Origin of the sequence: Pseudoalteromonas sp. GW168-MNA-CIBAN-0100 (assembly GCF_040309225.1) — a bacterium.
GTDB classification, from domain to species: Bacteria; Pseudomonadota; Gammaproteobacteria; order Enterobacterales; family Alteromonadaceae; genus Pseudoalteromonas; species Pseudoalteromonas arctica.
The window spans coordinates 45,175-71,228 of record NZ_JBEOOL010000003.1; the positions used below are offsets into that span (position 1 = coordinate 45,175).

The 26,054-nt window shown below is 38.6% G+C and carries 24 protein-coding genes; 11 read left to right on the top strand and 13 right to left on the bottom strand.

Features of this window, described 5'->3' with window-relative positions; translation table 11 throughout:
* Positions 1-40: 40 nt before the first annotated feature.
* On the top strand, positions 41-847 hold the full coding sequence (locus AAEY62_RS02290; protein ID WP_197237061.1) for a glucosaminidase domain-containing protein: 807 nt from the start codon (positions 41-43) through the stop codon (positions 845-847).
* Entirely contained in the window at positions 840-1,508 is a 669-nt protein-coding gene (locus AAEY62_RS02295) for a DUF2987 domain-containing protein (RefSeq protein WP_007585308.1), read from the top strand. The genes AAEY62_RS02290 and AAEY62_RS02295 overlap by 8 nt, the downstream gene beginning before the upstream one ends.
* A gap of 72 nt (positions 1,509-1,580) precedes the next feature.
* Here the strand turns inward: AAEY62_RS02295 and AAEY62_RS02300 are convergent, their stop codons facing one another.
* The 3 genes from AAEY62_RS02300 to AAEY62_RS02310 form a co-directional block, all read right to left on the bottom strand.
* Entirely contained in the window at positions 1,581-2,585 is a 1,005-nt protein-coding gene (locus AAEY62_RS02300; protein WP_197237062.1) for a LacI family DNA-binding transcriptional regulator, read from the bottom strand.
* A gap of 62 nt (positions 2,586-2,647) precedes the next feature.
* A complete protein-coding gene (locus AAEY62_RS02305; protein WP_197237063.1) occupies positions 2,648-3,970 on the bottom strand; it encodes a glycoside-pentoside-hexuronide (GPH):cation symporter in 1,323 nt (440 codons plus the stop codon).
* Between the two features lie 46 nt (positions 3,971-4,016).
* Complete coding sequence (locus tag AAEY62_RS02310) at positions 4,017-5,345, bottom strand: GH1 family beta-glucosidase (protein WP_197237064.1); 1,329 nt, start codon at positions 5,343-5,345, stop codon at positions 4,017-4,019.
* 258 nt (positions 5,346-5,603) lie between these two features.
* Here AAEY62_RS02310 and AAEY62_RS02315 point away from each other — a divergent pair, with 258 nt between their 5' ends.
* Together AAEY62_RS02315 and AAEY62_RS02320 are read left to right on the top strand one after the other, a co-directional pair.
* Positions 5,604-6,878 (top strand): sugar MFS transporter, encoded by a 1,275-nt coding sequence (locus AAEY62_RS02315; RefSeq protein WP_350634538.1) that lies wholly within the window; start codon positions 5,604-5,606, stop codon positions 6,876-6,878.
* Positions 6,878-9,430, top strand: a complete 2,553-nt coding sequence (locus AAEY62_RS02320) for a glycoside hydrolase family 3 protein (protein ID WP_101162851.1) — start codon at positions 6,878-6,880, stop codon at positions 9,428-9,430. The genes AAEY62_RS02315 and AAEY62_RS02320 overlap by 1 nt, the downstream gene beginning before the upstream one ends.
* A 189-nt stretch (positions 9,431-9,619) precedes the next feature.
* Here AAEY62_RS02320 and AAEY62_RS02325 read toward each other — a convergent pair whose 3' ends face one another.
* Together AAEY62_RS02325 and AAEY62_RS02330 are read right to left on the bottom strand one after the other, a co-directional pair.
* Positions 9,620-10,573: a GGDEF domain-containing protein gene (locus AAEY62_RS02325; RefSeq protein WP_101162858.1), complete on the bottom strand. Its 954-nt coding sequence runs from the start codon at positions 10,571-10,573 to the stop codon at positions 9,620-9,622.
* 354 nt (positions 10,574-10,927) lie between these two features.
* On the bottom strand, positions 10,928-11,818 hold the full coding sequence (locus tag AAEY62_RS02330; protein ID WP_010552533.1) for a TIGR01777 family oxidoreductase: 891 nt from the start codon (positions 11,816-11,818) through the stop codon (positions 10,928-10,930).
* A 170-nt stretch (positions 11,819-11,988) separates the two neighbouring features.
* Here AAEY62_RS02330 and AAEY62_RS02335 point away from each other — a divergent pair, with 170 nt between their 5' ends.
* A complete protein-coding gene (locus tag AAEY62_RS02335) occupies positions 11,989-13,026 on the top strand; it encodes an AI-2E family transporter (protein ID WP_024590908.1) in 1,038 nt (345 codons plus the stop codon).
* A gap of 69 nt (positions 13,027-13,095) precedes the next feature.
* On the opposite strand, the gene AAEY62_RS02340 is transcribed toward AAEY62_RS02335, so the two are convergent.
* The 6 genes from AAEY62_RS02340 to AAEY62_RS02365 all read right to left on the bottom strand — a co-directional run bounded on the left by AAEY62_RS02340 (position 13,096) and on the right by AAEY62_RS02365 (position 17,590).
* Entirely contained in the window at positions 13,096-14,175 is a 1,080-nt protein-coding gene (locus tag AAEY62_RS02340; protein WP_350634539.1) for a flavin monoamine oxidase family protein, read from the bottom strand.
* A gap of 286 nt (positions 14,176-14,461) precedes the next feature.
* Entirely contained in the window at positions 14,462-14,872 is a 411-nt protein-coding gene (locus tag AAEY62_RS02345) for a hypothetical protein (RefSeq protein WP_101163078.1), read from the bottom strand.
* Complete coding sequence (locus AAEY62_RS02350; RefSeq protein ID WP_010552535.1) at positions 14,859-16,196, bottom strand: ATP-binding protein; 1,338 nt, start codon at positions 16,194-16,196, stop codon at positions 14,859-14,861. The genes AAEY62_RS02345 and AAEY62_RS02350 overlap by 14 nt, the downstream gene beginning before the upstream one ends.
* Positions 16,190-16,864 carry a response regulator transcription factor gene (locus AAEY62_RS02355; RefSeq protein ID WP_007375447.1) on the bottom strand — a complete coding sequence of 225 codons (675 nt, stop codon included), beginning with the start codon at positions 16,862-16,864 and terminating at the stop codon, positions 16,190-16,192. The genes AAEY62_RS02350 and AAEY62_RS02355 overlap by 7 nt, the downstream gene beginning before the upstream one ends.
* A gap of 3 nt (positions 16,865-16,867) precedes the next feature.
* Positions 16,868-17,125 carry a PepSY domain-containing protein gene (locus AAEY62_RS02360; RefSeq protein WP_002959808.1) on the bottom strand — a complete coding sequence of 86 codons (258 nt, stop codon included), beginning with the start codon at positions 17,123-17,125 and terminating at the stop codon, positions 16,868-16,870.
* Between the two features lie 162 nt (positions 17,126-17,287).
* Positions 17,288-17,590 (bottom strand): YciI family protein, encoded by a 303-nt coding sequence (locus AAEY62_RS02365; RefSeq protein ID WP_010552536.1) that lies wholly within the window; start codon positions 17,588-17,590, stop codon positions 17,288-17,290.
* A gap of 189 nt (positions 17,591-17,779) precedes the next feature.
* On the opposite strand from AAEY62_RS02365, the gene AAEY62_RS02370 reads away from it, so the two are divergent.
* Together AAEY62_RS02370 and AAEY62_RS02375 are read left to right on the top strand one after the other, a co-directional pair.
* Entirely contained in the window at positions 17,780-19,204 is a 1,425-nt protein-coding gene (locus AAEY62_RS02370; protein WP_024590912.1) for a sodium-dependent transporter, read from the top strand.
* 111 nt (positions 19,205-19,315) lie between these two features.
* On the top strand, positions 19,316-19,768 hold the full coding sequence (locus AAEY62_RS02375) for a lysozyme inhibitor LprI family protein (protein WP_197237070.1): 453 nt from the start codon (positions 19,316-19,318) through the stop codon (positions 19,766-19,768).
* Positions 19,769-19,821: 53 nt separating this feature from the next.
* On the opposite strand, the gene moeA is transcribed toward AAEY62_RS02375, so the two are convergent.
* Entirely contained in the window at positions 19,822-21,039 is a 1,218-nt protein-coding gene (moeA, locus tag AAEY62_RS02380; RefSeq protein WP_197237071.1) for a molybdopterin molybdotransferase MoeA, read from the bottom strand.
* Between the two features lie 45 nt (positions 21,040-21,084).
* Between moeA and modA the strand changes: the two genes are divergently transcribed.
* From modA to AAEY62_RS02395, 3 genes are read left to right on the top strand one after another with little or no spacing between them, the layout of a single operon-like run.
* A complete protein-coding gene (modA, locus tag AAEY62_RS02385) occupies positions 21,085-21,837 on the top strand; it encodes a molybdate ABC transporter substrate-binding protein (protein ID WP_350634540.1) in 753 nt (250 codons plus the stop codon).
* Positions 21,824-22,501: a molybdate ABC transporter permease subunit gene (gene modB / locus AAEY62_RS02390; RefSeq protein ID WP_002959821.1), complete on the top strand. Its 678-nt coding sequence runs from the start codon at positions 21,824-21,826 to the stop codon at positions 22,499-22,501. The genes modA and modB overlap by 14 nt, the downstream gene beginning before the upstream one ends.
* Before the next feature lies 1 nt (position 22,502).
* Positions 22,503-23,531, top strand: coding sequence for an ATP-binding cassette domain-containing protein (locus AAEY62_RS02395; RefSeq protein ID WP_350634541.1), 1,029 nt, complete (start codon positions 22,503-22,505; stop codon positions 23,529-23,531).
* Here AAEY62_RS02395 and moeB read toward each other — a convergent pair whose 3' ends face one another.
* On the bottom strand, positions 23,532-24,290 hold the full coding sequence (gene moeB, locus AAEY62_RS02400; RefSeq protein WP_350634542.1) for a molybdopterin-synthase adenylyltransferase MoeB: 759 nt from the start codon (positions 24,288-24,290) through the stop codon (positions 23,532-23,534).
* A gap of 289 nt (positions 24,291-24,579) precedes the next feature.
* On the opposite strand from moeB, the gene AAEY62_RS02405 reads away from it, so the two are divergent.
* Entirely contained in the window at positions 24,580-26,049 is a 1,470-nt protein-coding gene (locus tag AAEY62_RS02405) for a NarK family nitrate/nitrite MFS transporter (RefSeq protein WP_350603198.1), read from the top strand.
* Positions 26,050-26,054: the final 5 nt, after the last annotated feature.

Below are 26,054 nucleotides of genomic sequence, written 5' to 3' on the forward strand. Positions count from 1 at the left end.
TGTATAAACCATGCATAACTAAGTTTAATAGAGAGAATAGATGTTAAAAACGATTTTTAAGCTTTTACTAACTGTATTTTTTGTTTGGGCGCTTGCATACCCGTTTATACAAAATGATGATGTTGAACTAGATGAACAAACGTCAGAACAACCAAAAAAAGTGAAGAAAAAAGAAAAACCATTACATAATGTAAAACTGCCAAAGTTTTCAGAATTTAGTGATGTTAAAGAAAAAAAACATGCATTTTTTAGCTTTATTCGTCCGCACGTTGAAGCCGAAAATAAAAAAATATTACAGCAACGCGCTAAGCTCGAAATAGCACGCATGATGTTACAAAACGAATTACCTTTAGAAAAAAAGCAAAACAAAGATATTGCTAAAATTTTAAAGTCGTATGACTTACCAACCACGGTTGATACGCTAATACTTACGCAAGCATTGCGCCGTGTTGATATAATTCCTAAAGAATTAGCGCTTATGCAAGCTGCAAACGAATCTGCATGGGGCACTTCGCGTTTTGCACGTATTGGCCTTAACTTTTTTGGTCAGTGGTGTTACACAAAAGGTTGTGGCATGGTGCCAAAACGCCGTAATACCGGGGCTGCGCACGAAGTTGCTGCGTTTAAATCAGTAAGAGCTGCTATAAACTCTTACTTTAAAAACATAAATACGCATCCTGCTTATAAAGATTTGCGCGCAATACGTGAAAACTTACGTCTTGAGCAAAAAACAATTTTAGCGACTGAACTTACACAAGGTTTAATGTCTTACTCTGAGCGCGGTGAAGCGTATATAGAAGAGTTAAACACGATGATTAGCCAAAATAGAGCCTACTTTGATGAATAAATACATTTTTAATTGTACCAACGCTATTGTGTTAGTACTGCTGAGCATTAGTGCATTTAATGTAAATGCGAGAGAATTTGTGATGTCGTATGACGGTTTTTACGACCGCTTAAAAATTGTTAACAAAGGCGATTTTCAATATGCGCGAGTTAACTTTTACATTAGTGATATTGGTACTAATGAAACATGTGCGATTAAAAGCGGTACTATTTTAACCGAAAGAAACGAGTATCCACTTAACTTTACCGATAAAGCACAATTACTATTGCCGTTCGATAAGCAGCTTGATACCGATAAAGCGGTTATTGTAGTAGAGCCGCTCAATCCTGTGCACGATTGCCAATTAAAGTTACAAATAGAAGCAAACGAACTTGAAGGTTTAGCATTTTCAAAGCAGTCGTTATATACCATTAACGAAGAACTTGATGAACTATTAACTGATTTGTCGGGCTTTTTTGTAAGTAAATTAATGTGGTTTTTATTACCAGAGCAAAAGGGCGTAGCAGTTACATTTAAAAGCCCAATGCAATTTGATGATGAAAATATAACGTGTGAAAAGTCAGTGTGTTATTTTGCAGTTGAAGATAGCTGGGAAGATGATAGCGCAGTGCTTGGCGATATATCGAACGTTATTAAAGTAACGCCTTGGATTGTTAAGTAGCTCATATATAAAAAGCGGCATTTAGCCGCTTTTTTTGTACCAAAATCAGTACTCGTTTTTAGCCTTTAGTTTTTATTTAATAAGTGGTGCTGATGAATCGCGCTGCATTAAAGTAGGTTCAAAAAAGCGATTTATAACGAGGTTTTTATTTTGATATACGTCTTTAAGCACTAATTTAGCTGCCATTTCGCCCATTTTCCCGACCGGATTATCTATGGTCGTGAGTGTAGGGTAAAGGTAGTTTGCAAAAATAACGTTATCAAATCCAACAATCGATAAATCAATTGGTAAGTTATAACCGTGCTCTCTTGCATACTTCATAGCACCGGAGGCCATTTCGTCATTGGCGCATACCAGTGCAGTAAAGCTAAGTTTTTCATCAATAAAATGTTTTAAGCCTTTACTACCGCCAGTTTCGTTAAAGTCGCCAATATAATAAAGCGTAGGATCAAATTTAACACCAGCCTCTGTAAGTGCTTGTTTGTGACCTTGAAGTCTATTAAAAGCATCGGCTTTAAACTGCGGGCCTGCAATATATGCTATTTGTGTATGGCCTTGATTTAATATCGATTTAGTGGCTAGGTAACCACCTAATTGATTATCTAGACTGATACAGTTGTCTTTTAGTTGCTCTACGTAACGGCTCATTAAATAAACGGGTGTAGAGCCTTGGCTTAGTTTTATTAGGTAGTCGTCTGAGACGGCTTCTACGTGCAAAATAATGGCATCGCAGCGTCTGCTAATTAAAAACTCAATGCCTTCTTGTTCTTTGTCTTCTTCACTGTGCCCGGTGGTAATAATAACGTGTTTACCCGCAGCACGAAGCTCTGACTCAATACCTGCCATCATTTGGGCAAAGAAAGGACCATGTAACTCAGACACTAAAATACCGACACTGTTAGTACAGTTAGAGGCTAAAGATTGCGCTATTGAATTAGGCTTGTAGCCAAGCTGCGCCATAGCATCAAGCACTTTTTGTTTAGTTTTATCGCTTACACGGGTATTTTTGTTCATCACGCGAGAAACGGTGGCTAACGATACGCCCGCAAGCTCTGAGACTTGATAAATTGTTGCCATGTTATTTGTTCACTCGCTTATCCTTAACTACTTCGGCTAAATAATACCTTAGAGTATATATCTTAACTAGCTGTTAGTTTAGATTGAATATTTTCAACAACCTGATTAGTCAGTGTATATTTTTTCATTATGTAGGCAACAAATAATGAGCCAAAAGCAGGTAGTACAGTGAATGACAGTAAAATACCGTGCTGGGTATCAAGAGTTTGTACTGCATCGGCCTGATAACTGTAAAAAGATAACAACCAGCCTGCAATTGCGCCGCCTACAGCCACGCCCATTTTAATAAAAAATATAACGCCTGAATAAACCAAACCCGTAATGCGTACACCTGTTTTTTCATGCCCGTAATCTATGGTGTCGGCCATTTTTGCCCACAACAACGGGGTTGCCATATCTAAAAAGAATTTCCATAAAATAAAGGCAGTAAATGCGAGTACTAATTGATCTTTACTAATAAAGTAACTAAAACCACAAATAGCGGCGGCAATAACTTGTAAACTTATATAGGCCTTTATTTTACAAAAGTGTTTTGCAAGTGGTTGAGCTAAAGCACAACCTACCATGCTGGCTGCAACACCTAGCGTCATAAATAAAGTGATTAAATCGTCTCGACCTAAATAGTATTTTACGTAGTAAACAGCAAGCGTAAGCCTTAATACTTGCCCGGTAAGTAAAAAGAATGCAGCTAAGCAAAGTGTTCGCCATTGATCGTTTTTAATTAATGCTTTAACACTTTGGGCAAAAGGAATGTTTTGCTCTTTAGGCTGTTGTATACGCTCTTTTGTGCCTAAAAAACAAAGTAAAAACAGTACAAAACCTAAAATACTCATTGCAGTCATTGTGTATTGATAGCCCTTGGCAGCATCGCCTTGGCCAAAGTACTCAACCATTGGCATAGTACAACCCGCTACTATTACGCCGCCTAGCATACCAAATACAAACCGGTAAGACTGAATAGTCACGCGCTCTTTTACATCAGCAGTAAGTACGCCGCCCAATGCACAATAAGGAATATTGATAGCGGTGTAGACAACCATAAGCAGAGTGTAAGTAGTAAAGGCATAAATTATTTTATCGGTGCCTTCTAAATCGGGTGTAGTGAACGCTAAAATACTAATAATGGCAAAAGGGAGGGCAAGCCAAAGTAAGTAGGGGCGAAAGTGCCCCCAGCGCGTATGTGTTTTGTCAGCAAGGTTACCCATTAATGGGTCGGTTACGGCATCAAAAATACGCACTGCTAAAAACATAGTACCTACAACAGCAGGCGATAAACCCACTACGTCTGTGTAGTACAGCATTAAAAACATCATAACTGTTTGAAAAATAATATTACTTGCGGTGTCGCCTAAGCCATACGCTATTTTTTCTTTTACACTGACCATGATTATTTATCCCGCTTTATACTTGTTTTTAGTTATGGGTATACTCTTATCTTTTAGAGATGAGTTCTTTATAAGCTAAGCCACTATTTTTAATGGTGCGTTGCTGCGTCTTATAATCTACATACACAATACCAAAACGTTTTAAGTAGCCTTCTGCCCATTCAAAGTTATCCATTAAGCTCCAAGCAAAGTAGCCATCTATAACAACACCTTGTTCAATCGCATTATGAACCGCATTTAAGTGATCATTATAGTAATTTAAACGATCTAAGTCGTTAACTTCACCATTATTATATGTATCGGGCATGGCTGCGCCATTTTCTGTTATATAAATAGGCGGTAGGGTGTATGTTTTATTTAGCGATACGAGCAAGTCGGTGAACGATTGCGGGTAAACTTCCCATCCCATATCAGTCAACGGACCTGTAGGTGCAATGGGTTCATAAATGTCAGTAGGATGCGCCTTATAAACTTGGCGGGTATAAAAGTTAATGCCTAAGTAATCAATTGGCTGAGAAATTAATTCCATATCACCAGGGTGTATGTCTGGTAAATGATCGCTTGGTAATTGGTTAATTATATCGGGGTACTTACCATCTATTATTGGTTTCATGTACCACTGATTTAAGTAGTCATCAGCGTATTTGGCACTGTCTATGTCTTGTTGATTATCGGTAAGTGGATATGCGGGTGTAAAGTTAAGCACAATGCCGTTTTGAGTATTAGGCGATGTTTTATTTAGCACGCTCATGGCCAGACCATGAGCGAGTAATAAGTGATGAGCTGCTTTTTTACCATACTGCTTGCCGACTAGGCCTGGGGCATGTATGCCAATTTCGTAACCCAAAAACGCGCTGCAAAAGGGTTCGTTTAATGTAGCGTAAGAATACACTCGTGTTCCAAATGCGTTAGTAATTAGTTCTACGTATTGCTCAAATGCGTAAGCAGTTTTTCTGTTGAGCCAGCCGCCTTCATCTTCAAGGTGTTGCGGTAAATCCCAGTGGTACAAAGTAACAAAGGCTTTTATATTTTTTCGTTTTAGCTCATCTAAAATATCAGTATAAAACTTAACGCCTACAGGATTTAACTTTCCGTCTTGAGTCATAACGCGAGGCCATGAAATAGAAAGCCTGTAAGCATCAACACCTAGAGACTCTATTAAATCTATGTCTTGTTGCCAATTATTGTAATGATCGCAGGCAATATGACCATGTGAATTGTCAGCAATTTTACCTGCAGTACTACAAAAGGTATCCCAAATACACGGTAAGCGATGCTCATATCCGCCCTCTATCTGAAATGATGCTGTAGCTACACCATAAACAAAGTCTTTTGTTAATAGAGGTGAATTAAATGGTAATGATATTTTTGTCATTGGTTACAAACCTTTTTGAGAACTTAATTGCACGCTTAGCGCTTATTTTTACTGACTTTCAGCGGGTACAAAACATTATTAAAAATAAAAGTTGTTGAAATATGTAACATGTTCGTATTTAATTAGCCGTGAAAGCGCTTACATTTTTAGATTAATGTTAATTAATCTTCAGGTCAACTCTTAAATACTGCGCCTTAGCGGGGTTTGTATTAATTACTTACTGAAGATCAATTTATAATAATAAATTGCGGAGAGCACATGGCTAGTTCAGCACCACTGACATCACACACACAGTCGCAAAACCACCAAGATAAAAACTATGGTTTTGCACTTACATCTTTAACTTCACTGTTTTTTATGTGGGGTTTTATTACCTGCTTAAATGATATTTTGATTCCGCATTTAAAAGCGGTTTTCGATTTAACGTATGTACAAGCAATGCTTGTGCAGTTTTGCTTTTTTGGCGCTTACTTTTTAATGTCACTCCCTAGTGGACACATTGTTAAAAAGCTTGGTTATAAAAAAGGAATCGTGGTTGGGCTTTTAATTGCGGCAGTAGGGTGTGTCTTATTTTACCCAGCAGCGTCTTTACATAGTTATCCTGTGTTTTTATTCGCTTTATTTGTACTTGCCAGTGGCATAACGTTATTACAAGTATCTGCAAATCCTTATGTAAGTTTGTTGGGTTCTGCAAAAACAGCGTCTTCTCGTTTAACGCTTACTCAAGCTTTTAACGCGTTAGGCACTACGGTTGTGCCATCATTTGGTGCTCTGTTAATTCTGGACTCAGCGTCAGAAGCCTTTTTAACACCTGCACAAAATGCAGAGTCAGTTCAACTTCCTTACCTCCTTTTAGCTGCAATGCTTATTTTACTAGCCGGTATTTTTGCTTGGCTTAAATTACCAGACATTATGAGCGAGCAAAAAGCAGAAGCCGAAAAATCAGAGGCAATTGAAGGCAGTGCTTGGCAGTATCGCCATCTTGTATTAGGTGCTGTGGGTATATTTATGTACGTTGGCGCAGAAGTGGCAATTGGTAGCTTTTTAGTAAGCTTTTTAGCACAAGAAAATATAGCAGGGCTAAAAGAGCATGCTGCAGCTCATTACATCACTTATTATTTTGGTGGTGCTATGGTTGGGCGTTTTATTGGTGCTGCTGTAATGCAAAAATTACCTGCTGGTAAAGTACTTGGCTTTAACGCAACCATGGCTATTATTTTAGTCGTTATTGCCATGAGCACGTCGGGTCAATTAGCAATGTGGTCAATACTATTGGTTGGTTTATTTAATTCTATTATGTTCCCCACTATTTTTAGTTTAGCGTTAAATGGACTTGGCAAACATACAGCTCAAGGCTCTGGTATTTTGTGTTTGGCGATTGTGGGTGGTGCAATAGTGCCACTTTTACAAGGTGCACTTGCTGATAGTGTGGGTGTTCAACTTTCGTATGTTTTACCTATTTTATGTTACATATTTATCGTGTTCTATGGTTTAAGCGGTAGCAAACCAGTTCAAGCGCAGGAGACTCTATAATGAAAACCCCTTTTACACTTAATAAAATAGCCTTAGCAACATTAATTGCATCAGTAGGTACTTTATCGGCTTGTTCAAACGACGCAGTAACATCGGTTGAAACTAATGAAACGTTATCTAAAACAGCGCAAATTTGGCCAAAACTTAATATTGCCGTTAAAAAAGATGCCGATATTGAAGCTAAAATAGTTAACTATTTAAAAGCCATGACACTTGAGCAAAAGGTTGCTCAAATGATTCAGCCAGAAATTCGTGATATTACCGTTGAAGATATGCGTAAATATGGCTTTGGTTCATATCTTAATGGCGGTGGCGCATTCCCTAATGGCGACAAACATGCAACACCAATGGACTGGGTAGCCTTAGCAGAGAGCTTTTATCAAGCTTCTGTCGATGACTCAGTTGATGGCAGTAGTATCCCAACTATGTGGGGCACCGATGCAGTACATGGCCATAATAACGTAATTGGCGCGACGCTTTTTCCACATAACATTGGTTTAGGCGCGGCGAATAATCCTGATTTAATCGAGCAAATAGCATCGATTACTGCAGTAGAGGTAATGGCTACGGGTATTGATTGGGTATTTGCACCCACAGTTGCCGTAGTGCGCGACGATCGCTGGGGCAGAACGTACGAAGGCTACTCTGAAGATCCAAAGATTGTTCACGATTACTCAGCAGCGATTGTAAATGGCTTACAAGGTAAAGCCGATGGCGACTTTTTAAGTGATAAGCGTGTTATTAGCACGGTTAAGCACTTTATTGGCGATGGCGGCACCGTTGATGGGGATGATCAGGGAAATAATATAGATAGCGAACAGTCGCTATTTGATATTCATGCCCAAGGTTATGTAGGTGGTTTGTCTGCGGGTAGCCAATCGGTTATGGCGTCTTTTAATAGCTGGAATGGCGTTAAAAATCACGGCAATAAATACTTACTTACAGATGTATTAAAAACACGTATGGGTTTTGATGGCTTTGTAGTGGGTGATTGGAATGGTCATGGGCAAATTAAAGGCTGTACTAACGAAAGCTGTGCACAAGCCGTTAATGCAGGCCTCGATATATTTATGGTGCCAACAGGTGCCTGGAAGCCACTTTATAACAATACAATTGCGCAAGTTAAGTCAGGCGAAATTAGTATGTCGCGTATTGATGATGCAGTGAGCAGAATATTACGCGTAAAACTTCGCGCTGGTTTATTTGATAAACCAAGTCCGGCTAAGCGTCTTTACTCGGGTAAAACAGAACTTATTGGCGCGCAAGAGCATCGCGAAGTCGCACGTCAAGCTGTGCGCGAATCGCTTGTATTACTTAAAAATAAAAATAACCTATTACCTATCGAAGCTAATCAACGCGTACTTGTTGCAGGTGATGGTGCTGATAATATAGGTAAACAGTCGGGTGGTTGGAGTATTACGTGGCAGGGGACTAATAATAAAAATGCTGATTTCCCTGGTGCTACTTCGATATATAAAGGGCTTGAAGAGCAAATATCTGCAGCAGGTGGAAGTGTTACTTTAAGTGCTGATGGCACGTTTGAACAACGTCCTGATGTTGCCATTGTTGTATTTGGTGAAGAACCTTACGCAGAAGGGCACGGCGATAAAGATAACCTTGAGTTTGAACGCGGAAATAAAAAGTCATTAGCACTTTTAAGCTCGCTAAAAGAGCAAGGTATCCCTGTTGTATCTGTGTTTATATCAGGTCGACCTATGTGGGTGAACAGTGAACTTAACGCATCTGACGCGTTTGTAGCTGCATGGTTGCCAGGTACAGAGGGCGCAGGTATTGCTGATGTTTTATTAAAAGCGGCAGACGGCACCATTCAAAATAACTTTAAAGGTAAATTATCGTTTTCTTGGCCTAAATCAGCGGTACAAACTGCGGTTAATAAAGGCGATGAAAATTACGACCCATTACTCCCTTATGGTTTTGGTTTAACGTACGGCGATAAAAACGTGTTAGCTGACGACCTTGATGAAGACTCTAAACTTGATAACTCAGGGCTTACGAGTATGGATATACTTGTTGGTGCACCTGTAGCACCATGGCGCTTATTGTTAAAATCGGGCGATGAGCTTTTAGATGTATCGAGTAGTACTCATGAATTTGGTGCAATTAAATACCGAACTGAGGACAAAATAGTACAAGAAGACGCGCGCCAATTTAACTTTAGCGGTGCAGAAAAAGCCAGTGCTGAAATAGTAACAAGCTTTGCAGAAGATACCATTGCCTACGTTGAGGCCGATAGTGTGATTAGCTTTGATATTAAATTAAACGAAGCACTAACGAGCGATATAGCACTTGCTATGACTTGCTCGGGTGAATGTGGTGCAAGCATTGATTTAGCAAACGTAGTGGATAAAACCATTGAGAATAAATGGCAGTCAGTATCAATCGATTTAGGTTGTTTTGCTGATAAGGGTGTTAATTTTGCAAACCTAACAAGCCCATTTAGCTTACGCAGCAATGGTAAAGCATCAATTTCTGTGGCTAATATTCAGTTTGTGCCAAATAAAGCAGGCGAAGCTACACTGTCTTGTAAGTAGTTTATTAACTCTATTGTGTGTATACCAAAGCCCTTCGAATGAAGGGCTTTTTTTATGTAGAGGATTAATACTAACCTGCATAAATACTTGAGCTAATTGATATAACTAAAAAAGAACAAGTCGCTATAAATACAAAGAGTTACCACGTTTTTGTAGGAAGAACCTTTTTTATAATAGCTTGTAAAATAATTAGCACTGCATTAAGAGGTTTTTTTCGTCAAAGCTAACTACTTTATCTCTGCCGGTTTCTTTAGCGAGATAAAGGCGTTTATCAGCCAAGGACAGTAAGTCTTTTACACTCATTTTACCATTTACAGAGTGACTCACTCCCGCGCTCACAGATAGTTTTATATGCGCGTTTTGATAATAAAACGGATGCTTAGAAATATTTTCACGTAAGTGCTCTGCATATTCTTTAGCTGCTCGTAGGGAATAGTCTGGTAGTAATATTGCAAATTCTTCACCGCCTATTCTGGCGCAAATACCCTCATCAATAAATTGCTCTTTTATGTGCTGCGCAATCCATTTAATTGCTTGATCGCCCGTGTCGTGGCCGTACTTATCGTTTACATGCTTAAAAAAGTCGATATCTAGAATAATTATAGATACATTTATATCATTGTTATTAGGTTGTTTAAGGACTGCTTTGGCGTTATTAAAGAAACCTCTGCGATTAAATAACTGTGTAAGAGAGTCGGTATTGGCAAGGTTCGATAGCGTGTATTCACTATTAGAAAATAACAAAAATGGCAGTATAAGAGCACTCAGTGTGGCTAATAGTAAATGACTAATAAGCACAATTTGCAAAGGGGTTGCTACATCTTGAATACTCGAACTAAGTACCGGTATTGATAGAAATATAGCATTTAAAAACATAACTCCACTGTGCACTAAAAAGCAGGTAATTAACGCCTTTTTCTGGGCTTTAGCAACAAAGCTCATGCTTTTGATTAAATACGCTGTGTAAATAAATAATCCGGCGATTACTAAACTCGTTAGCATTTTTGCTGCACCGAAAGGATAAATTGCCAATAACAATAAGCTAGAAAAACCAAATATGCAGTAAAGAGGCATTAAGCTAATATTTTGTACGTTTTTGTACTTATATAGTCCAATAATAATTAAGAGTGGGCTAGTTATCATTGAAACACTAGCTAAATAGTGGGTTATTAAAGGAAGATCTATGAATAAGCGCAAACATGCCAGTATTTCGGCTAATGCAAATGTGGCACAGGCTAAACCAAATAATAAAAAAGATGTTTGTTTTTTATATTTATAAATTGAGAGAAAAAATAAGCTTATGAATAAGTTAAGGATAAAAGAGAAGAAGATCACAGTAGGCAAATGAAACATGATTTATTCTCTTTATTATAAAATGATGAAATATATATTTAACTAACTGTTGTAATTATTATGTATTAATAAGGAAAGATCAATTCAGTTAAAAGGATTGCTTTTTCAATTTTTATATTTTACCTCAAGAATTATTAACGCCCGCTAAACCAAACTCTCTAAAGCTGATTTAATATCAGGATGATGAAAACGATAATTATGAACGAGCGCCTTTTTAGGGACTACAAATTGTCCCGTTGTTAGTAAGTCTGACATTTCACCCATTAATAGTTTAAGTACTGCAGTGGGCATAGTGATAAATGCAGGTCGCGATAACGCCTCGCCTAAGCTTTTACCAAATTGAGCATTGCTTACAGGATTTGGCGCAGTTGCGTTAACAGGGCCAGATATTTCTGGATGCTTAATAATAAAGAGTATTAGCTGAATCATATCGTCGATGTGTATCCACGACATTCCTTGCTCGCCATTACCAATTGGGCCGCCTAAACACAATTTAAAGGCAGGGAGCATTTTACTTAATGCTCCACCTTTTTTAGCTAAAACAATACCCGTGCGCAAAAGGCACACTCTGGTGTGTTCTGATTGCGCGAGTAGCGCTGCATTTTCCCAGTCTTTACAAAGCTGGTGGCTAAATTCGTCGTGTGGGTTTTCAAAAGTTTCATCAATAGGGTTACTATTTTGTCGACCATAAAACCCAACGGCGCTTCCAGATATATAAGTATGCGGGGCAGTGCTACAAGCTTTAATAGCTTCACTAATTTGTTGTGTAACACCAATACGGCTGTCGCGTATTATTTGCTTTTGTTTGTCGCTCCAGCGTTTATTTACAATAGGTTCGCCAGCTAAATTAATAACAATATCAACAGTGTTAAAATCTACTGCATTGACATTGCTTACGGCTTTAACTTTATGGCCCAATAATACGTTTGCTTTAGTCGGATTTCGGCTAAGCACAGTAACAGTATTATGATGAAGTAAAAAAGGGCATAAGTGCTTACCAATTAATCCCGTCGCGCCAGTAACAAATATATGCATTATTAATCCTTACAATAAAATAGTAGCAAGTGATTAAAAAACATACTCGCTAGCAAACAGCTTTGCAAATTTATACGTAAAACAGGCTTTTATGATCACTTCGTAATTATTTCATTTAATTACCTTTTGCCTTACACTAAAGCCATATCATTAATAAAAGGATTAATAAATTGGCAAGTTTAACTGGAGTAAATAAAAGCTTAATAGTTTTTGCTTCCTTAGTGGTCGTACTCGCGGGGATAAAAGCGGCAAGTGTAATTATTATTCCGTTTATTTTGGCGGCGTTTATTGCCATTATTTGTAATCCGCTTATCAAGTTTTTTGCGCGCTACAAAATTCCTAAAGGCATTGCTGTTATGTTGGTAGTGCTTATTATAGTTGGCTTAGGTGTAAGCCTTGGCGGGCTTGTAGGGCAATCAATAAACGATTTTTCGCAGCAACTTCCTGAGTATAAAACACAACTCAAAGAAGAATTTGTATGGCTTGTAGATTTAGCATCTCAATACAACATACTGATTAATAAAGAACAGTTAATCAATATGTTCGACCCAGGTAAAATGGTTGATGTAGCCACTAATATGCTCACCGGTTTAGGTGGCGTAATGGCAAACATGTTTTTAATTATTTTAACCGTTGTTTTTATGTTGTTTGAAGGGCCAATGCTAAGCAAAAAAATACACATGGCACTTGAAGATCCCGATAGCAAAATGAAGCAAATTGACCGCTTTTTAGAGTCTATTAATTCATATCTGGCAATTAAAACGCTAGTAAGTTTAGGTACGGGTATTATTGCTGCGTTTTACTTATGGATTTTAGACGTTGACTACTTTGTGCTGTGGGGGGTATTGGCATTTATGTTCAATTACATTCCTAATATTGGGTCAATTATTGCGGCTGTACCGGCTGTATTACTTGCGCTTATTACTCAAGGTCCGTTAATTGCGGGATTGGTTGCTGCAGGTTATTTAACAATAAATACGGTAATGGGCAATATTGTAGAGCCTAAGTTTTTGGGCAAAGGGCTGGGTCTTTCAACGCTAGTGGTATTTTTATCATTAATATTTTGGGGCTGGTTATTAGGTACTGTGGGTATGCTTTTATCTGTGCCATTAACTATGATTGTAAAAATAGGTTTAGAAGCCAGTGCTGAAGGTAAGTGGGTTGCCACTCTACTAGGCAGTGGCGAAGACGTTGCTAAAAATAACTAACATTTATAACCATCAAGGGCTGTAAAATTAAAGCCCTTGATGGTTAAGTTATCAGTAAATACAGGGCTATTAATTAACAAAAAATTTAATAGCGTCATCCACCGCGTTTATTGCGCCTTCTAAATATCCTGCTTCTTGTTTTGCAAACTCACTCGCTACAAAATGAATGTTCAAGTTATTTAATTGCTCATCTAAGCCTGAAAAATCAAATTCTGGGTGCTGCGAAGGCTGAGTTTGATCGTCTCTATTAGCTACAAACTTATCGTCTGCCCAATCTTTAATAAAATACCCCGTTGCCTTTTCAGCATCTTTACCATAAAAGTATCTAAGCTGCTGGGCACAGGCTTGAATTAATTGCTCTTTAGTTACTTGGTTTCTTGATAAGTAGGGCACACCTATAAAGCCAAATAATGCGGCGTAATTGCCATCTTCAGCACTGGCATCGTGAATTTCGACCATTGGGCCTACGCGACTAAAGCATTGTCCTGATAAGTTTTTATCACGCCAAAATGCATGTTCAAAAGTAGCTATAAATTTGGCTTGTCCTGCCATCCATGTAGGTACACTACTAAGGCGGTTTATGAGCGTTTGAGTAGCCCATAGTTCAGGTGTTAAGTGTGTTGTAACCATACGAGCAGGAATTGCTGAAATTAGTTTTTCAGTAGTAAAGTGCTTTATATTACCTAAGTGATTAACTGTAATTTGCCAGTTATTATCACCTTTTTTAAGCTCAGTGACATTGTGTTCTAATAACACTGAATCAGGATTAAGTTGCTCGTATAAGGCAGTTATTAGGGTATTCATGCCGTGCTTAAGCCTAAATAACTGCATATCTCCAGCACCTGCAATTTGTTGAGGTTGCTTGGAATTAGGCGCTTGATATAACACATCACCTTTGTTGTATTGCTCAAATATACTTAAGCGGAGTGACTTTACTAAAGCTTGAATTTTTGGTTGGTGGGGAAATATCCACGTAGGACCCAAATCAAAACTAACATCGTTATTTATTGGTGATTGCGCAGCAAAAATTCGGCCGCCTAATTGCGATTTGGCTTCCAGTAATAAGTACTCAATATTAAGCAGTTGTAATTTATACGCACTGTATAAGCCGGCCAGTCCGCCACCTATAATTATTACTGGTTTAGTCATTTGTTTACCTATTAGCTATTTAGCAATCTACTAGTAGGTAGTTTGTTTTGATATGAATAAATTGTCAAGTAGACTAAAGGGAACTAGTAGTGAAACGTAATACCAATCTGCTTATATACGAGGTCTATTTAACGTTAAGAAAATTACGCTAGAACTAGGCAAAAATTTTTGTATCTAGTTGTTCTAAATAAAAAATTTTTAACGACGTTATAGTGCAATTTAATTCGTTAAATTGATCAAAGATTTATGCAGGTTGGTATAACTAGTTTAGTGTGCTTAAGTTACGTTAAAATGGGTGTTTTAGTGATTCTGTAAATTGATTTATAAGCTCAATTTCACAGAGTTTATAGCTAATGGCCGCTGTTGTCGCATTAGGAAGTTTTATTAAGTAACGCCATTGGCAGGCACTCTCAAGGTACTTTTCGTTATTTTTAATGCTGCGCATAAATAACGGCAATACTTGCGTATTACCTGTGCTTTCTTGTGACTTAGTTAGCTCATATTTGCGCTTTTGTATCCAACTGCCTTGTGCTTGCTTTGCTTTATCAATCTGGCTATCTAGGCATTGAATATACCGCTTAGCTTCATCGGTTGTTGCTTTAGCGGCTAAAGTACATGCTTCATTTGCAAAGCTGTACTGGCTTGTAGCTAATAGCACAATGGCAGTTAGTTTTAATAAATAGTTACTTTTTGTCATTGTAATTAAACTCTAAGATAAATTGAGCGCCGGCTAAGTTATCAGCATCGGTAATGGTAAGCGTCCCGTTATACGACTTAACTAAATCAGATACAATCGCCATGCCTACGCCGTGTCCGCTTTCGTATGTATCGAGGCGAGTACCACGTGTAAGTAAAGATTCACGTTTATCCTCTGGCACACCAGGGCCATCATCGCTAATTCCAATACACAGAGTTTTACTTTGGATTACTTGTATTTCTACTTGCGAGCGACACGCTTTACAGGCGTTATCAATCAAGTTACCGAGTAATTCCATTAAATCTGTTTGGTCACCTAAAAAGTAATCTTTTTCGGTTACGGTGCAGGTGAAAATAATATCTTTATCACGGTATACTTTTGCCATAGCACTGAGTATTGAATCAAGTACTGGCTTAATAGGTGTTTGCTTTTTCCACGTGTCTGATGCACCGGTTGCAGCACGCTTTAATTGGTGCTCGATCATCACATTAATTCGGTCGAGTTGTTCTTGTGCATCGGCATCGTTTGCCAATGGACTTGATTTTAGTACTGCAAGCGGTGTTTTAAGTGCATGAGCAAGGTCGCTTAATGAGGCTCTATAGCGCTCTTTTTGGCGCTGTTGCGACTCAAGTAGCAAGTTTAGGTCTGCTTTTATTGTTTGCAGCTCTACAGGGTAGAGGCCTTTAATTTCTTGAATATCACCCGATTCAATCGCTTTTATTTCTTTATCGAGTCGTTGGAGTGGGCGAGCGCTCCAAATGAAACCAATAGCCATTAGGCCTGCAATTGCAATCCCCATGATAAACATCCAATCTACAAGGGTTTGCTTAAAGCCATCCATTATACGAAGTAGAGCGTCGTTACGTTTGACTAATATAAAGCGAGCTTGTTCTGATTGATCTATGTTGTTTAAAATTACAGTCAGGCTAAGTTGCCAGTACGCGGTATTATTATACTCCACACGCCTGAAGTCGGCGGCACCGGCTTTGGTTTCTATTTGTTGAGGTACATAGTTTAAATTTACAGCCGATTCTGAGTTCCAAACAGGGTCATCATCGCGGTAAATCATTGCGTAGGTATCTGAATTTAATCTGTTTAACTCAGGCGCTAAAATAGTGCTGGGCATAATAATACCATGCTCAGTAAAGTCGACTTCAGATATTAGCGAGTAGAGCTGCGCCTCGAGGGTTTTTTCTGTCGCATCAACAAGCGAAGCGTAATACGCTTTGCCAATTGAATAAAATAAGATAGGGAGTGCGACTAATAAAACAAAGACAAGGATAAATCCTTGCCTTATTTTTAACGATATTTGCGGTATTACCACTGGCTTTTAAGCCTGTAACCACGCCCACGTAGTGTTTCTACTGGGTTTAGTACGCCTTCAGGGTCAAGCTTTTTACGCAAACGTAGTACAAATACTTCAATTACGTTTGAATCAAGGTCGAAGTCTTGGTCGTAAATATGCTCAGTAAGTTCTGATTTAGAAATTACTTTTTGCGGATTTACCATTAAGTATTCAAGTACTTTATATTCGTAAGCTGTAAGGCTAAGTTCTTTATCATCAACCCATACTTGTTGTGAACGTGTATGAATTTTAATTGGACCCGCAGTCATTTCTGGATTTGCTTTACCAGCACTGCGACGAATTAATGCATTACAACGTGCAATAAGTTCTTCAACATGAAATGGTTTAGTAAGGTAGTCATCTGCACCTGCATCTAAACCTTCTACTTTATCCTGCCAGCGATCGCGCGCTGTTAAGATTAAAATAGGGATAGTAATGCCTTGTGCTCGTGCTTTATTGATTAGCTCAATACCGTCTATTTTAGGTAAACCTAAATCAACTACGGCCATATCAAGCGGGTATTCTGTAATGTGGAAAAGACCTGCTTCACCATCGTGACATAAATCCACGCTGTAACGTTCTTTTTCTAAAGCATTACGTAGGTTATCTGCTAAATGTAAATCGTCTTCAATAACTAAAATTCGCATTTGTTAATCCTTTTTCACTTCGCCGGTTTTTTTATTTATATGTAAATCAACGACGTGGCCGTCAGATTTGAGTATTCGTACGGTATAAAAATCTGTTTTTTCGGTAATTTTTAAGGTCTTACCGCCTATTGTTTTCTTTGCAAGTATTACGGCTTTCTTTTTGTCCACCTCAGCATGAGATGCTTGGGTGGCCGTCGCTGCTTGAGCAAAGTTAGCTAAGCTAACACAAGCAATAAAACCGAGGCTTAATAATACGCGCATAATGGAAAACTCCTAGACCAGACCCACTTAGTTTAATTAACTAAGTTACTAAAATTCAAGTAAAAACGCTAAATTCGCTTTTATCCCAGTAATTTTAATTAAAATCTTGTGAACAAACCCTGAATTACAGTGCAACACACGCTCTTAGGGTTTAATACACTTTTAAGCAGGGAACACTTTTTTGAAAGGTTTAACAATTGTATTTTCATAGATGCCAGCGGCAACGTAAGGGTCAGCTGCTGCCCACTCTCGAGCTGCTTCTATTGACTCAAACTCCGCAACAACTAATGAACCGGTAAAACCTGCTTCTTGAGGATCTTCACTATCGACTGCCGGAAATGGACCCGCAGTTAATAAACGGTTTTGTGAATCAAGCTCACTAAGGCGTGCTAAATGTGCCGGGCGTGCTGCTTTTCTAAGCTCTAAGCTGTTTTCAACATCTGTTGAGTGAATCATGTACAACATAAGGAATCTCATAAAAATTGTTAAATTTGATTAACGCAATACTACCACAGCGTTGAAAATTGGTGAATTAAAAGCGTATTTACACAGGTTTACACTTCGATTTTATTTTTAAGCTGTAATTGCTTGAAAATATCTGTGTAACACTGGTAGAGTCGCTGAAATATACAAAATAATAAAAAGGTTTTATGCATGAGCGAAAATAGAGAACGATTTAGTTCCCGTCTCGGATTCATAATGGCAGCGGCAGGTTCGGCTGTTGGTATTGGTAATTTAGTTGGTTTTCCGGTTTCTGCTACCAAAAATGGTGGTGGCGCATTCTTATTAATTTACGCTTTATTTGTCGTGTTCATTTGTTTACCAGTCATGATGGCTGAAATGGCAATGGGTCGTAACGCTCAAAAAGATCCACTTGGTTCGTACAAGCTATTATCTACTAACGATAAAAAATGGAAGCTAGCAGGTTTTTTAGCGGTGCTTACACCATTTATGATTGCTGTGTTTTATATGGTAATTACGGTTTGGATTTTTGGTTACTTAACGCAAACAGGCCTCGGTAATTTAGATTTACTTGCAGATCCTGGCCACTTTGGTGTTTTTATTAATAGTTACACTGTGTTTGGTTATATGGCCGTTGTGGTTATTATTGTTAACTTAATTTTATTAGGGGGTGTTAAACAAGGCATAGAAAAAGCCGCTAAATTTTTAATGCCAGCCTTACTTTTCATGCTACTTGCTTTAGTTACTTATGTATTAACGCTTGATAACGCAATGGCCGGTGTAAAATACTACATTATTCCTGATTTTTCTAAGATGAGTGCAAGTGTACTTAATGGCGCATTAAGCCAAGCGTTTTTCTCGCTATCGCTGGGTATGGGTATATTAATGACTTACGCGTCGTACATTTCTAAAAAGGATGACATTGTAAGTAGCGCTAAAATGGTCGCTATTACAGACTCACTCGTTGCGTTTGTAGCGGGCCTAATGGTGTTGCCCGCTATATTTAGCTTTGATCCAAACACAGACCCATCAGCACTTTCTGACTCGTCTGTATCAATGATTTTTGTATACCTACCTAAAATATTATTAGCACTGCAAAATGATATTGGCTATGTAGGTGCATCTATTGTTGCGTTCTCATTCTTCTTATTAGTATTTTTTGCAGCGATTACTTCACTTGTTTCAATAGTAGAAGTCCCGACTGCAACACTAAGTGACCGTAAAGGTATTAGCCGTAAAAAAGCATTGGGCATCCTTACACTTTCAACCGGTGTACTTACTATTTTATGTACAATGTCGTTTGGTATGATTGACAGCCTCACATCTTTCACCAGTTATGGCGGCGTTAATAAGAGCTTTTTTGATATTATTGTTGATGTATTTTACGACACAATTTTACCGCTTAATGGCTTAATGGTGTGTTTGTTTGTAATGTACCGCTGGAAAAAAGCACGCTTAACACAAGAGCTAAGCTTAGGTTCGCCTAATTATGCGGGAAGCTTGATGGAAAAGTACGTTAACTTTTCACTTTCAACGTTTATTCCTGTCATTCTAGCTGTGATATTTATAAATACAGTGGCGACTAAGTTTTTTGATTTAAAAATATTTGGTTTTTAAATAGACCTCTTTAAAAGCTTATTGAATAATATAATGCCGCTCAGTTAAGCTTAGCGGCATTTTTTATGAGCGTTTTTTTCAGGTATCTGGTAACTATTAAAAGGATTTAAAATGAATAAAATTATTATTGGGTTTGCTTTTGCTATTTCACCATTTGGCGCATTTGCACAAAGCGCTGATGGTTGGCCAGAAGGCGGTGCAATGCACACGGGCAATACTTATAATTTAGAGGGCAATAGATACAAAACTAAAATCAGTAAAATGATGGATGAAATCTACCCACAACTAAATGACGATTACCAAGTAGATGCAGTTAAAGCACAAATAAAAGCATGGGAGCAGTATATAGATGCTACATGTAACGTTGTTGGCATAGCAACGGGTGCCGGTGGCTCTTGGCCCTCAACGTATAGTGTTAAATGCGAAAGAAGCCTAAGTTATGATAGATACTTTGCGACTAAAAATGCGCTAAAGTGTGTTAATAGATTAAGCAAAGAAGAGTTTGTAGGACATAGCGAAAAGTTAAATTGTTTAATTCAAACATTAAATATAAAAATATTTTAAGACCTACATAGCGCTACAGCTAAATTATACAGTTAGCTGTAGCATTTTAGGCTTTATAGCAACTCAATACTTACAGTTGCGCCTTTTTCGATATTGCCGCTTTGTGCTGGCACTACAATTAAGCAGTTAGCTTTACTAAGCGACGAAAGTACACCCGAGCCCTGTTTATTAAACGGGGCAACCACTAAGTCACCTTGCTCGTTAATTGTTGCTGTACCGCGTTGAAAGTCAGCTCTGCCAGGGCGCTTTTTAATAACGGATGTAGTAACCGCGTTAAATCGCATTTTAGGGTTTACTTCACCAAGACCCGACAACTTTTGCAGTGCAGGCTCTACTAACTGATTAAACGTAACAGCAGCCGACACAGGGTTACCTGGCAAGCCAAAAAAGTAACTGTTAGCTAGTTTACCAAAGGCAAAAGGTTTGCCTGGTTTCATGGCTATTTTCCAAAAGTGTATTTCGCCAATTTCGTTGAGCACTTCTTTAGTAAAGTCGGCTTCACCAACCGATACACCGCCTGAGCTTATTACGGCATCGGCAAGTTCGTTCGCTTTCAAAAATGCATTAGTAATGAGTTCTTTGTCATCAGGGATTATTCCTAAATCAATCACATCGATATTTTTTTGTTGCAGCGCACTAATAATAACAGCGCGGTTACTTTCAAAAATAGCGCCTTGCTTAAGAGGCTGACCAGGTTCAATTAGCTCATCGCCTGTAGAAAGCACGGCTATTTTTAAGGTTCTTACCACGTCTATATTGGCAATTCCCAAAGATGCAAGTAACCCCACATCAACGGCTTTTAATTTATCGCCTGCTTTTAAAATAACATCGTCGATTGCAATGTCTTCGCCAGCAAAACGTACGTTTTCATTTAGCTCAGGTTGCGCAGTAAACGTAATTTTATCGCCATCAACCGAGGCGTTTTCTTGCATTACAACGCCGTTAGCGCCGGGTGCAATGGCGGCGCCGGTCATTATTCTTACGCATTGCCCTGGGGTAAGCGTTTTTTCAAAAACTTGCCCCGCAAACACGCTACCTACTTGTGTATAGGTTAAGCTTTTATCTGAAATACATAGCGCATAGCCATCCATTGCGGAGTTATCATGAGCTGGTACGTTTATAGTTGATTTAACATCGCTTGCTAAAACGCGATCAACGCTTTGCATTATAGTGATGGTTTCAACGTCTTTAACAGGCGTTATTGAGCCAAGTATATTTTGTATTGCAGTTTCAATTGGCAATAAACCGGGTGCATTGCAAACATCGTTCATATATATTGCTTACTTAAATCATTTTATTTTGAAACAATACTTATAATGTCAAAGCTTTACAATACATGGTTGGGTTATTTTTTGCTTATAGCATGCACGCTTTCGTGCGGCGTAAATGCAAAAGAAACGCTGCAAGTAGCCGTAGCGAGTAATTTTAAAACTGTATTGCAAACCCTACTAAAAAAATCCCCATTACCTAATGTTGACGTGAAAATATCAGCCGCTTCTAGCGGTGTTTTATATTCGCAAATAGTGCATGGCGCGCCATTTGATGTGTTTTTATCGGCCGACGATTTTCGACCGCAATCACTTATTAAAGAAGGCTATGCCGAGCAAAGCAGTTTAATCACTTACGCGTTAGGCGAGCTTGCTTTGTGGCAACCCAAAGCTGAAAAAGTAAATGATAAAGTAGCCATTGCTAATCCGCGCTTTTCACCATACGGGCGTGCCTCAGAGCACTACGCTAATAACCATTTTAAAAAGCCAGTAAATTATGTGTACGGTAATAATATTACGCATGCGTTTCAGTTTGTGCAAAGTGGTAATGTAGGAGTAGGGCTGGTGGCTGTTTCATCACTAAAGGCGGCTTACAGTAACACGCAAGATCAAAAATATTTAGATTACACCGTGCTGCCTACCAATCATTATCCCGATATAATTCAACAAGGCGTTATTATTAAGTCGACTAAAAAGCATGCTAGCGCTAAGCAACTTATGCAATTTTTAATGGCAGAGGCTACGCAGCAGCAGTTAATTGAACTAGGTTACAGAATAAAGGACAACAATGCTTCAAAGTGATTTAACCGCGCTGTGGTTAACTATAAAACTTGCCTTTATAACCGCAGTGCTCCTTCTTGTTTTTTGTATTCCACTGGCTTACAAGCTCGCTGGCTATAACGGTAAATTTAAACCATTTTTAGAGGCATTAATTGCAATGCCTTTAGTGCTGCCGCCTACGTTGTTAGGGTTTTACTTACTTGTTTTATTTTCGCCTGATCACGCTTTTGGGCAGTTTTGGTTTTGGCTAACGGGTACACAGCTTGCGTTTAGTTTTCAGGGCGTGGTTATTGGCTCGCTTTTTTATTCACTGCCTTTTGTTATGCAGCCACTTGTGGCTGGGTTTAAGCATATTAATCAAACCTATAACGAAGCAGCCATTGCGCTTGGGTTAAGCCCGTTTAAACGCTTTGTGCATTTAATTATTCCGCTTTTAAAACCCAGTATTGGTAGCGCATTTGCTTTAGGCTTTGCGCACACATTGGGTGAGTTTGGTTTGGTATTAATGATTGGCGGCAATATTCAGGGGCAAACACAGGTGGTGTCTATTGCGCTTTACGACCATGTTGAATCGTTAAATTATACGGCGGCGCATCAGCTTTCACTTATTTTACTGGCTATTTCGTTTGCCTGTTTAGTGCTGTTATTTAAGTTTAATAAAAGCATTGTAGGGGTTAAGCAATAACATGATTAAGTTAAGCCTTTTTAAAGCACTCAATAATTTTGATTTAGATATAAACCTTGAGCTTGAGTCGTTTAATGTATTGGGTGTTTACGGGCCTTCAGGCTCTGGTAAGTCAACATTACTGCGTTGTATTAGCGGTTTAGAGCCGGCAAAAAATGTTTATGTAAACAATCAGCCAGTGCATGAGTTACCAAGCGATAAACGCGGTATTACGCTTCAGTTGCAATCGTGCCCGTTGTTTCCTCATTTAGATGTTGCAGGTAATTTAGCGTTTACACAAAAACACTGCGGGAATAAACAAACAAGCTTAACGCTTCAGTACGTTGTTAAAACACTTGAATTACAAGACTTACTAAATCGTGATGTACAAAGCTTATCGGGCGGCGAGCGCCAACGTGTAGTATTTGCGCGTACGCTATTAGCCGGTCAAAAATTTATAATGCTTGATGAGCCTTTTAGCGCGCTTGATTGGTCATTGCGTTTTAAAACACTCACTAAACTTAGCGAGTTTGCAGTTAAGTTTAATATTAAATTTATAATAGTAAGTCACTCATTAAAAGAGCTGCTATTTTGCTGCGATACCCTTATTCAGCTTGATAAAGGTAAGGTGATAAACCAAGGTGCAAGTGCACACGTTGCAAAAGCTATTTATGCAAACGATAGGCAAACACCGCTGAGCTTAATTAATTACGATGTGGTTAAATTTGATGAAGACTACGGGCTATATCAACTACAATTACAGCAAAGTGAGCAGCCGCTTTTTGTGCTTCCTGCACTTGTAGATAGCAGTAATAAGCTAATTATAGAAAGTGAGCAAATGTCGTTTAGTGCGTTAAAGCCTGAGCAAACAACGCATAGCAATGTTTTAAAGTCGGTATTAACTCAGGCTGAGCTTATTAATAATAAGTGGCAGTTAACGCTTAATGTAGATGGGCAAACGTTGTTTAGCTTGGCATCAAGACGAGTGTGGGACAATAACGACTTTAAAGTGGGCGATGTGCTTTATACAACAATCAGCAATCTAGAGTAACTAGATACTGCACACCGCACATTGACTATTTTTAGCTATTTTAAAACGATTAAATTCCATGCTTAAACCATCCACCAGCAATAAGTGTTTGTTTAAGCCACTTGGCAAACCAGCAAGCATTTTTAGCGCTTCAGTTGCCTGAATACTGCCTATTAGCCCCACAATAGGAGAGAGCACACCGGATTCTGAGCAGCTTTGTGTTTGCTCGCTAAAAAACTGCGATAAACAGCCATAACAGTGGCTGTTTTCATCCATAGTAAAACACGCGACTTGTCCTTCCATACGTATTGCCGAGCCTGACACCAGTGGAACTTTAGCGTTAAAACAGGCGCTATTAAGTGCATTGCGCGTTGTTAGGTTATCTGAGCAATCAATTACTATATCAATGTTATTAAATAATTGTTCTGTAGAGGTACTTGCATCAAAAAATGCCTCAATAGTGTTTATGTCTATTTCACTATTAAGCGCGTTAAGCTGTTTTTTAGCAGCACTGCATTTTGAGCTACCAATATCACTTTCTTTATACAGTATTTGTCTTTGCAGGTTGGTCACTTCTATTTCATCGTTATCAACTAAGGTAAGCGTCCCAACGCCAGATGCCGCTAAGTATTGACCTACCGCACACCCAAGCCCACCCACACCAATAATTAAAGCATGCGATTGCCATAGTCGCTCTTGTCCGTCTATATCAAGCTGCGGGAGCATAATGTGCCGAGAATAGCGCAGTTGCTGCTGGTAAGTTAATGGTGGTTTTTGCATTTTTAAACTTCTCATACTTTTTTTGAACAATACCAATTTGTTAAATCCAAGAGCAAGTAGTAACGCTTTTTATTTGCACTCTAACAGTCCATCCCTCTTCACTCATATAGTGCAACTATAACGTATTAAAACAGGATTTACACATAACTAGCTGAAATATATGAAATTTAATTAGTGGCTCAGTAATTGCTGTAATGTGTTAACTAAAACTTAACAAGTTCGAGTGCCTGCCTAGACAAAAGGGTGGGGCTTTTAATAAAACAACAATACGTTTACGAGGAAAATAAACATGCAACCGAGTTCTGGGTTTAACCTAATATCCTTTAAAGGAAAAATGAAAGTATTACATCTGAGTTGGATGGTCTTTTTTGTGTCATTTTTTGTATGGTTTAACCATGCTCCATTATTAGGTGCTATAGCAGGTTCGCTTGGGATCACCATGGCACAAGTTAAAACATTACTAATTTTAAATGTAGCGTTAACTATTCCAGCCCGTGTTGTGGTGGGTATGCTAACCGATAAATTTGGTCCCCGGATTGTTTATGCGGCACTACTTATTAGCTGTAGTATTCCATGTTTTATGTTTGCTATGGCAACCACATTTGAGCAAGCCGCAATAGCGCGTTTTGCTTTAGGCTTTATTGGTGCTGGCTTTGTTGTGGGCATTCGTATGGTGAGTGAATGGTTTCCTGCTAATGAGTTGGGTATAGCCGAAGGTATTTATGGTGGCTGGGGTAACTTTGGTTCAGCAGCTGCGGCTATGTTACTGCCTATTATTGCACTTATGTTTGGTGGCGAAGATGGTTGGCGTTACGCAGTAGGTTTAACCGGTGTATTAAGCGTTATATTTGGTGTTATTTGGTATATCAATGTAACTGACACACCAAAAGGCGGTACATACTTTAAACCTAAAAAAGTAGGCGCAATGGAAGTAACAAGCAAAGGTGACTTTGTACTACTGCTTATTATGAAAATTCCAATGTACGGTGCATTAGCATTACTTACTTGGAAGCTTTCGCCAACCGGTGCTAACTTAATTTCTGCTAATTTTGTACTTGCCGTGTATGCTTTTTTAATTCTACTTTATGTTTACGAAGTGTATAAAACCTATGACGTAAATGGTCATATTTTTAAAGAGCCTGTCCCTGAGTCGCACCGTTATGAGTTTAAGCAAGTGGCTGTTTTAAATATTTTATATTTTACAACCTTTGGTTCTGAGCTTGCGGTTGTTTCTATGTTACCGCTGTTTTTTATGGATGTATTTGCGCTTGATATGGTGTATGCGGGTATTTTAGCCTCTGCTTATGCGTTTATGAACTTGGCATCTCGCCCTGGTGGCGGTTGGATTTCAGATAAATTAGGTCGTCGTATAACACTTATTGTGCTTACTACAGGTCTTGCTGTTGGTTATTTTGTAATGGGCTTAGTTGATGCATCGTGGCCTTTATGGCTTGCAGTGGTTGCAGCTATGGCGTGTTCGTTTTTTGTGCAAGCCGGTGAAGGCGCCGTATTTGCTGCAGTACCGCTAATTAAACGTCGTTTAACTGGGCAAATTGCAGGTATGACAGGGGCTTACGGTAATGTTGGTGCGGTCGTTTACTTAACAGCGTTATCGCTTGTTGATTATCAAACTTTCTTTTTCATAATTGCGGGCAGTGCAATACTTGGTTTAGGCGCACTGTTTTTTATGAGAGAACCTGATGGGCATATTACCGAAGTAAATGAAGATGGCACCGTTGAACTTATTTCAGTGACGTAAGGCAT

Bases quoted from the DNA above. Each gene is read 5' to 3' on its own strand.
- AAEY62_RS02290 (WP_197237061.1), top strand. From the start codon at position 41: ATGTTAAAAACGATTTTTAAGCTTTTACTAACTGTATTTTTTGTTTGG.
- AAEY62_RS02295 (WP_007585308.1), top strand. From the start codon at position 840: ATGAATAAATACATTTTTAATTGTACCAACGCTATTGTGTTAGTACTG.
- AAEY62_RS02300 (WP_197237062.1), bottom strand. From the start codon at position 2,585: ATGGCAACAATTTATCAAGTCTCAGAGCTTGCGGGCGTATCGTTAGCC.
- AAEY62_RS02305 (WP_197237063.1), bottom strand. From the start codon at position 3,970: ATGGTCAGTGTAAAAGAAAAAATAGCGTATGGCTTAGGCGACACCGCA.
- AAEY62_RS02310 (WP_197237064.1), bottom strand. From the start codon at position 5,345: ATGACAAAAATATCATTACCATTTAATTCACCTCTATTAACAAAAGAC.
- AAEY62_RS02315 (WP_350634538.1), top strand. From the start codon at position 5,604: ATGGCTAGTTCAGCACCACTGACATCACACACACAGTCGCAAAACCAC.
- AAEY62_RS02320 (WP_101162851.1), top strand. From the start codon at position 6,878: ATGAAAACCCCTTTTACACTTAATAAAATAGCCTTAGCAACATTAATT.
- AAEY62_RS02325 (WP_101162858.1), bottom strand. From the start codon at position 10,573: ATGATAACTAGCCCACTCTTAATTATTATTGGACTATATAAGTACAAA.
- AAEY62_RS02330 (WP_010552533.1), bottom strand. From the start codon at position 11,818: ATGCATATATTTGTTACTGGCGCGACGGGATTAATTGGTAAGCACTTA.
- AAEY62_RS02340 (WP_350634539.1), bottom strand. From the start codon at position 14,175: ATGACTAAACCAGTAATAATTATAGGTGGCGGACTGGCCGGCTTATAC.
- AAEY62_RS02345 (WP_101163078.1), bottom strand. From the start codon at position 14,872: ATGACAAAAAGTAACTATTTATTAAAACTAACTGCCATTGTGCTATTA.
- AAEY62_RS02355 (WP_007375447.1), bottom strand. From the start codon at position 16,864: ATGCGAATTTTAGTTATTGAAGACGATTTACATTTAGCAGATAACCTA.
- AAEY62_RS02360 (WP_002959808.1), bottom strand. From the start codon at position 17,125: ATGCGCGTATTATTAAGCCTCGGTTTTATTGCTTGTGTTAGCTTAGCT.
- AAEY62_RS02365 (WP_010552536.1), bottom strand. From the start codon at position 17,590: ATGTTGTACATGATTCACTCAACAGATGTTGAAAACAGCTTAGAGCTT.
- AAEY62_RS02370 (WP_024590912.1), top strand. From the start codon at position 17,780: ATGAGCGAAAATAGAGAACGATTTAGTTCCCGTCTCGGATTCATAATG.
- AAEY62_RS02375 (WP_197237070.1), top strand. From the start codon at position 19,316: ATGAATAAAATTATTATTGGGTTTGCTTTTGCTATTTCACCATTTGGC.
- moeA (WP_197237071.1), bottom strand. From the start codon at position 21,039: ATGAACGATGTTTGCAATGCACCCGGTTTATTGCCAATTGAAACTGCA.
- modA (WP_350634540.1), top strand. From the start codon at position 21,085: ATGTCAAAGCTTTACAATACATGGTTGGGTTATTTTTTGCTTATAGCA.
- modB (WP_002959821.1), top strand. From the start codon at position 21,824: ATGCTTCAAAGTGATTTAACCGCGCTGTGGTTAACTATAAAACTTGCC.
- AAEY62_RS02395 (WP_350634541.1), top strand. From the start codon at position 22,503: ATGATTAAGTTAAGCCTTTTTAAAGCACTCAATAATTTTGATTTAGAT.
- moeB (WP_350634542.1), bottom strand. From the start codon at position 24,290: ATGCAAAAACCACCATTAACTTACCAGCAGCAACTGCGCTATTCTCGG.
- AAEY62_RS02405 (WP_350603198.1), top strand. From the start codon at position 24,580: ATGCAACCGAGTTCTGGGTTTAACCTAATATCCTTTAAAGGAAAAATG.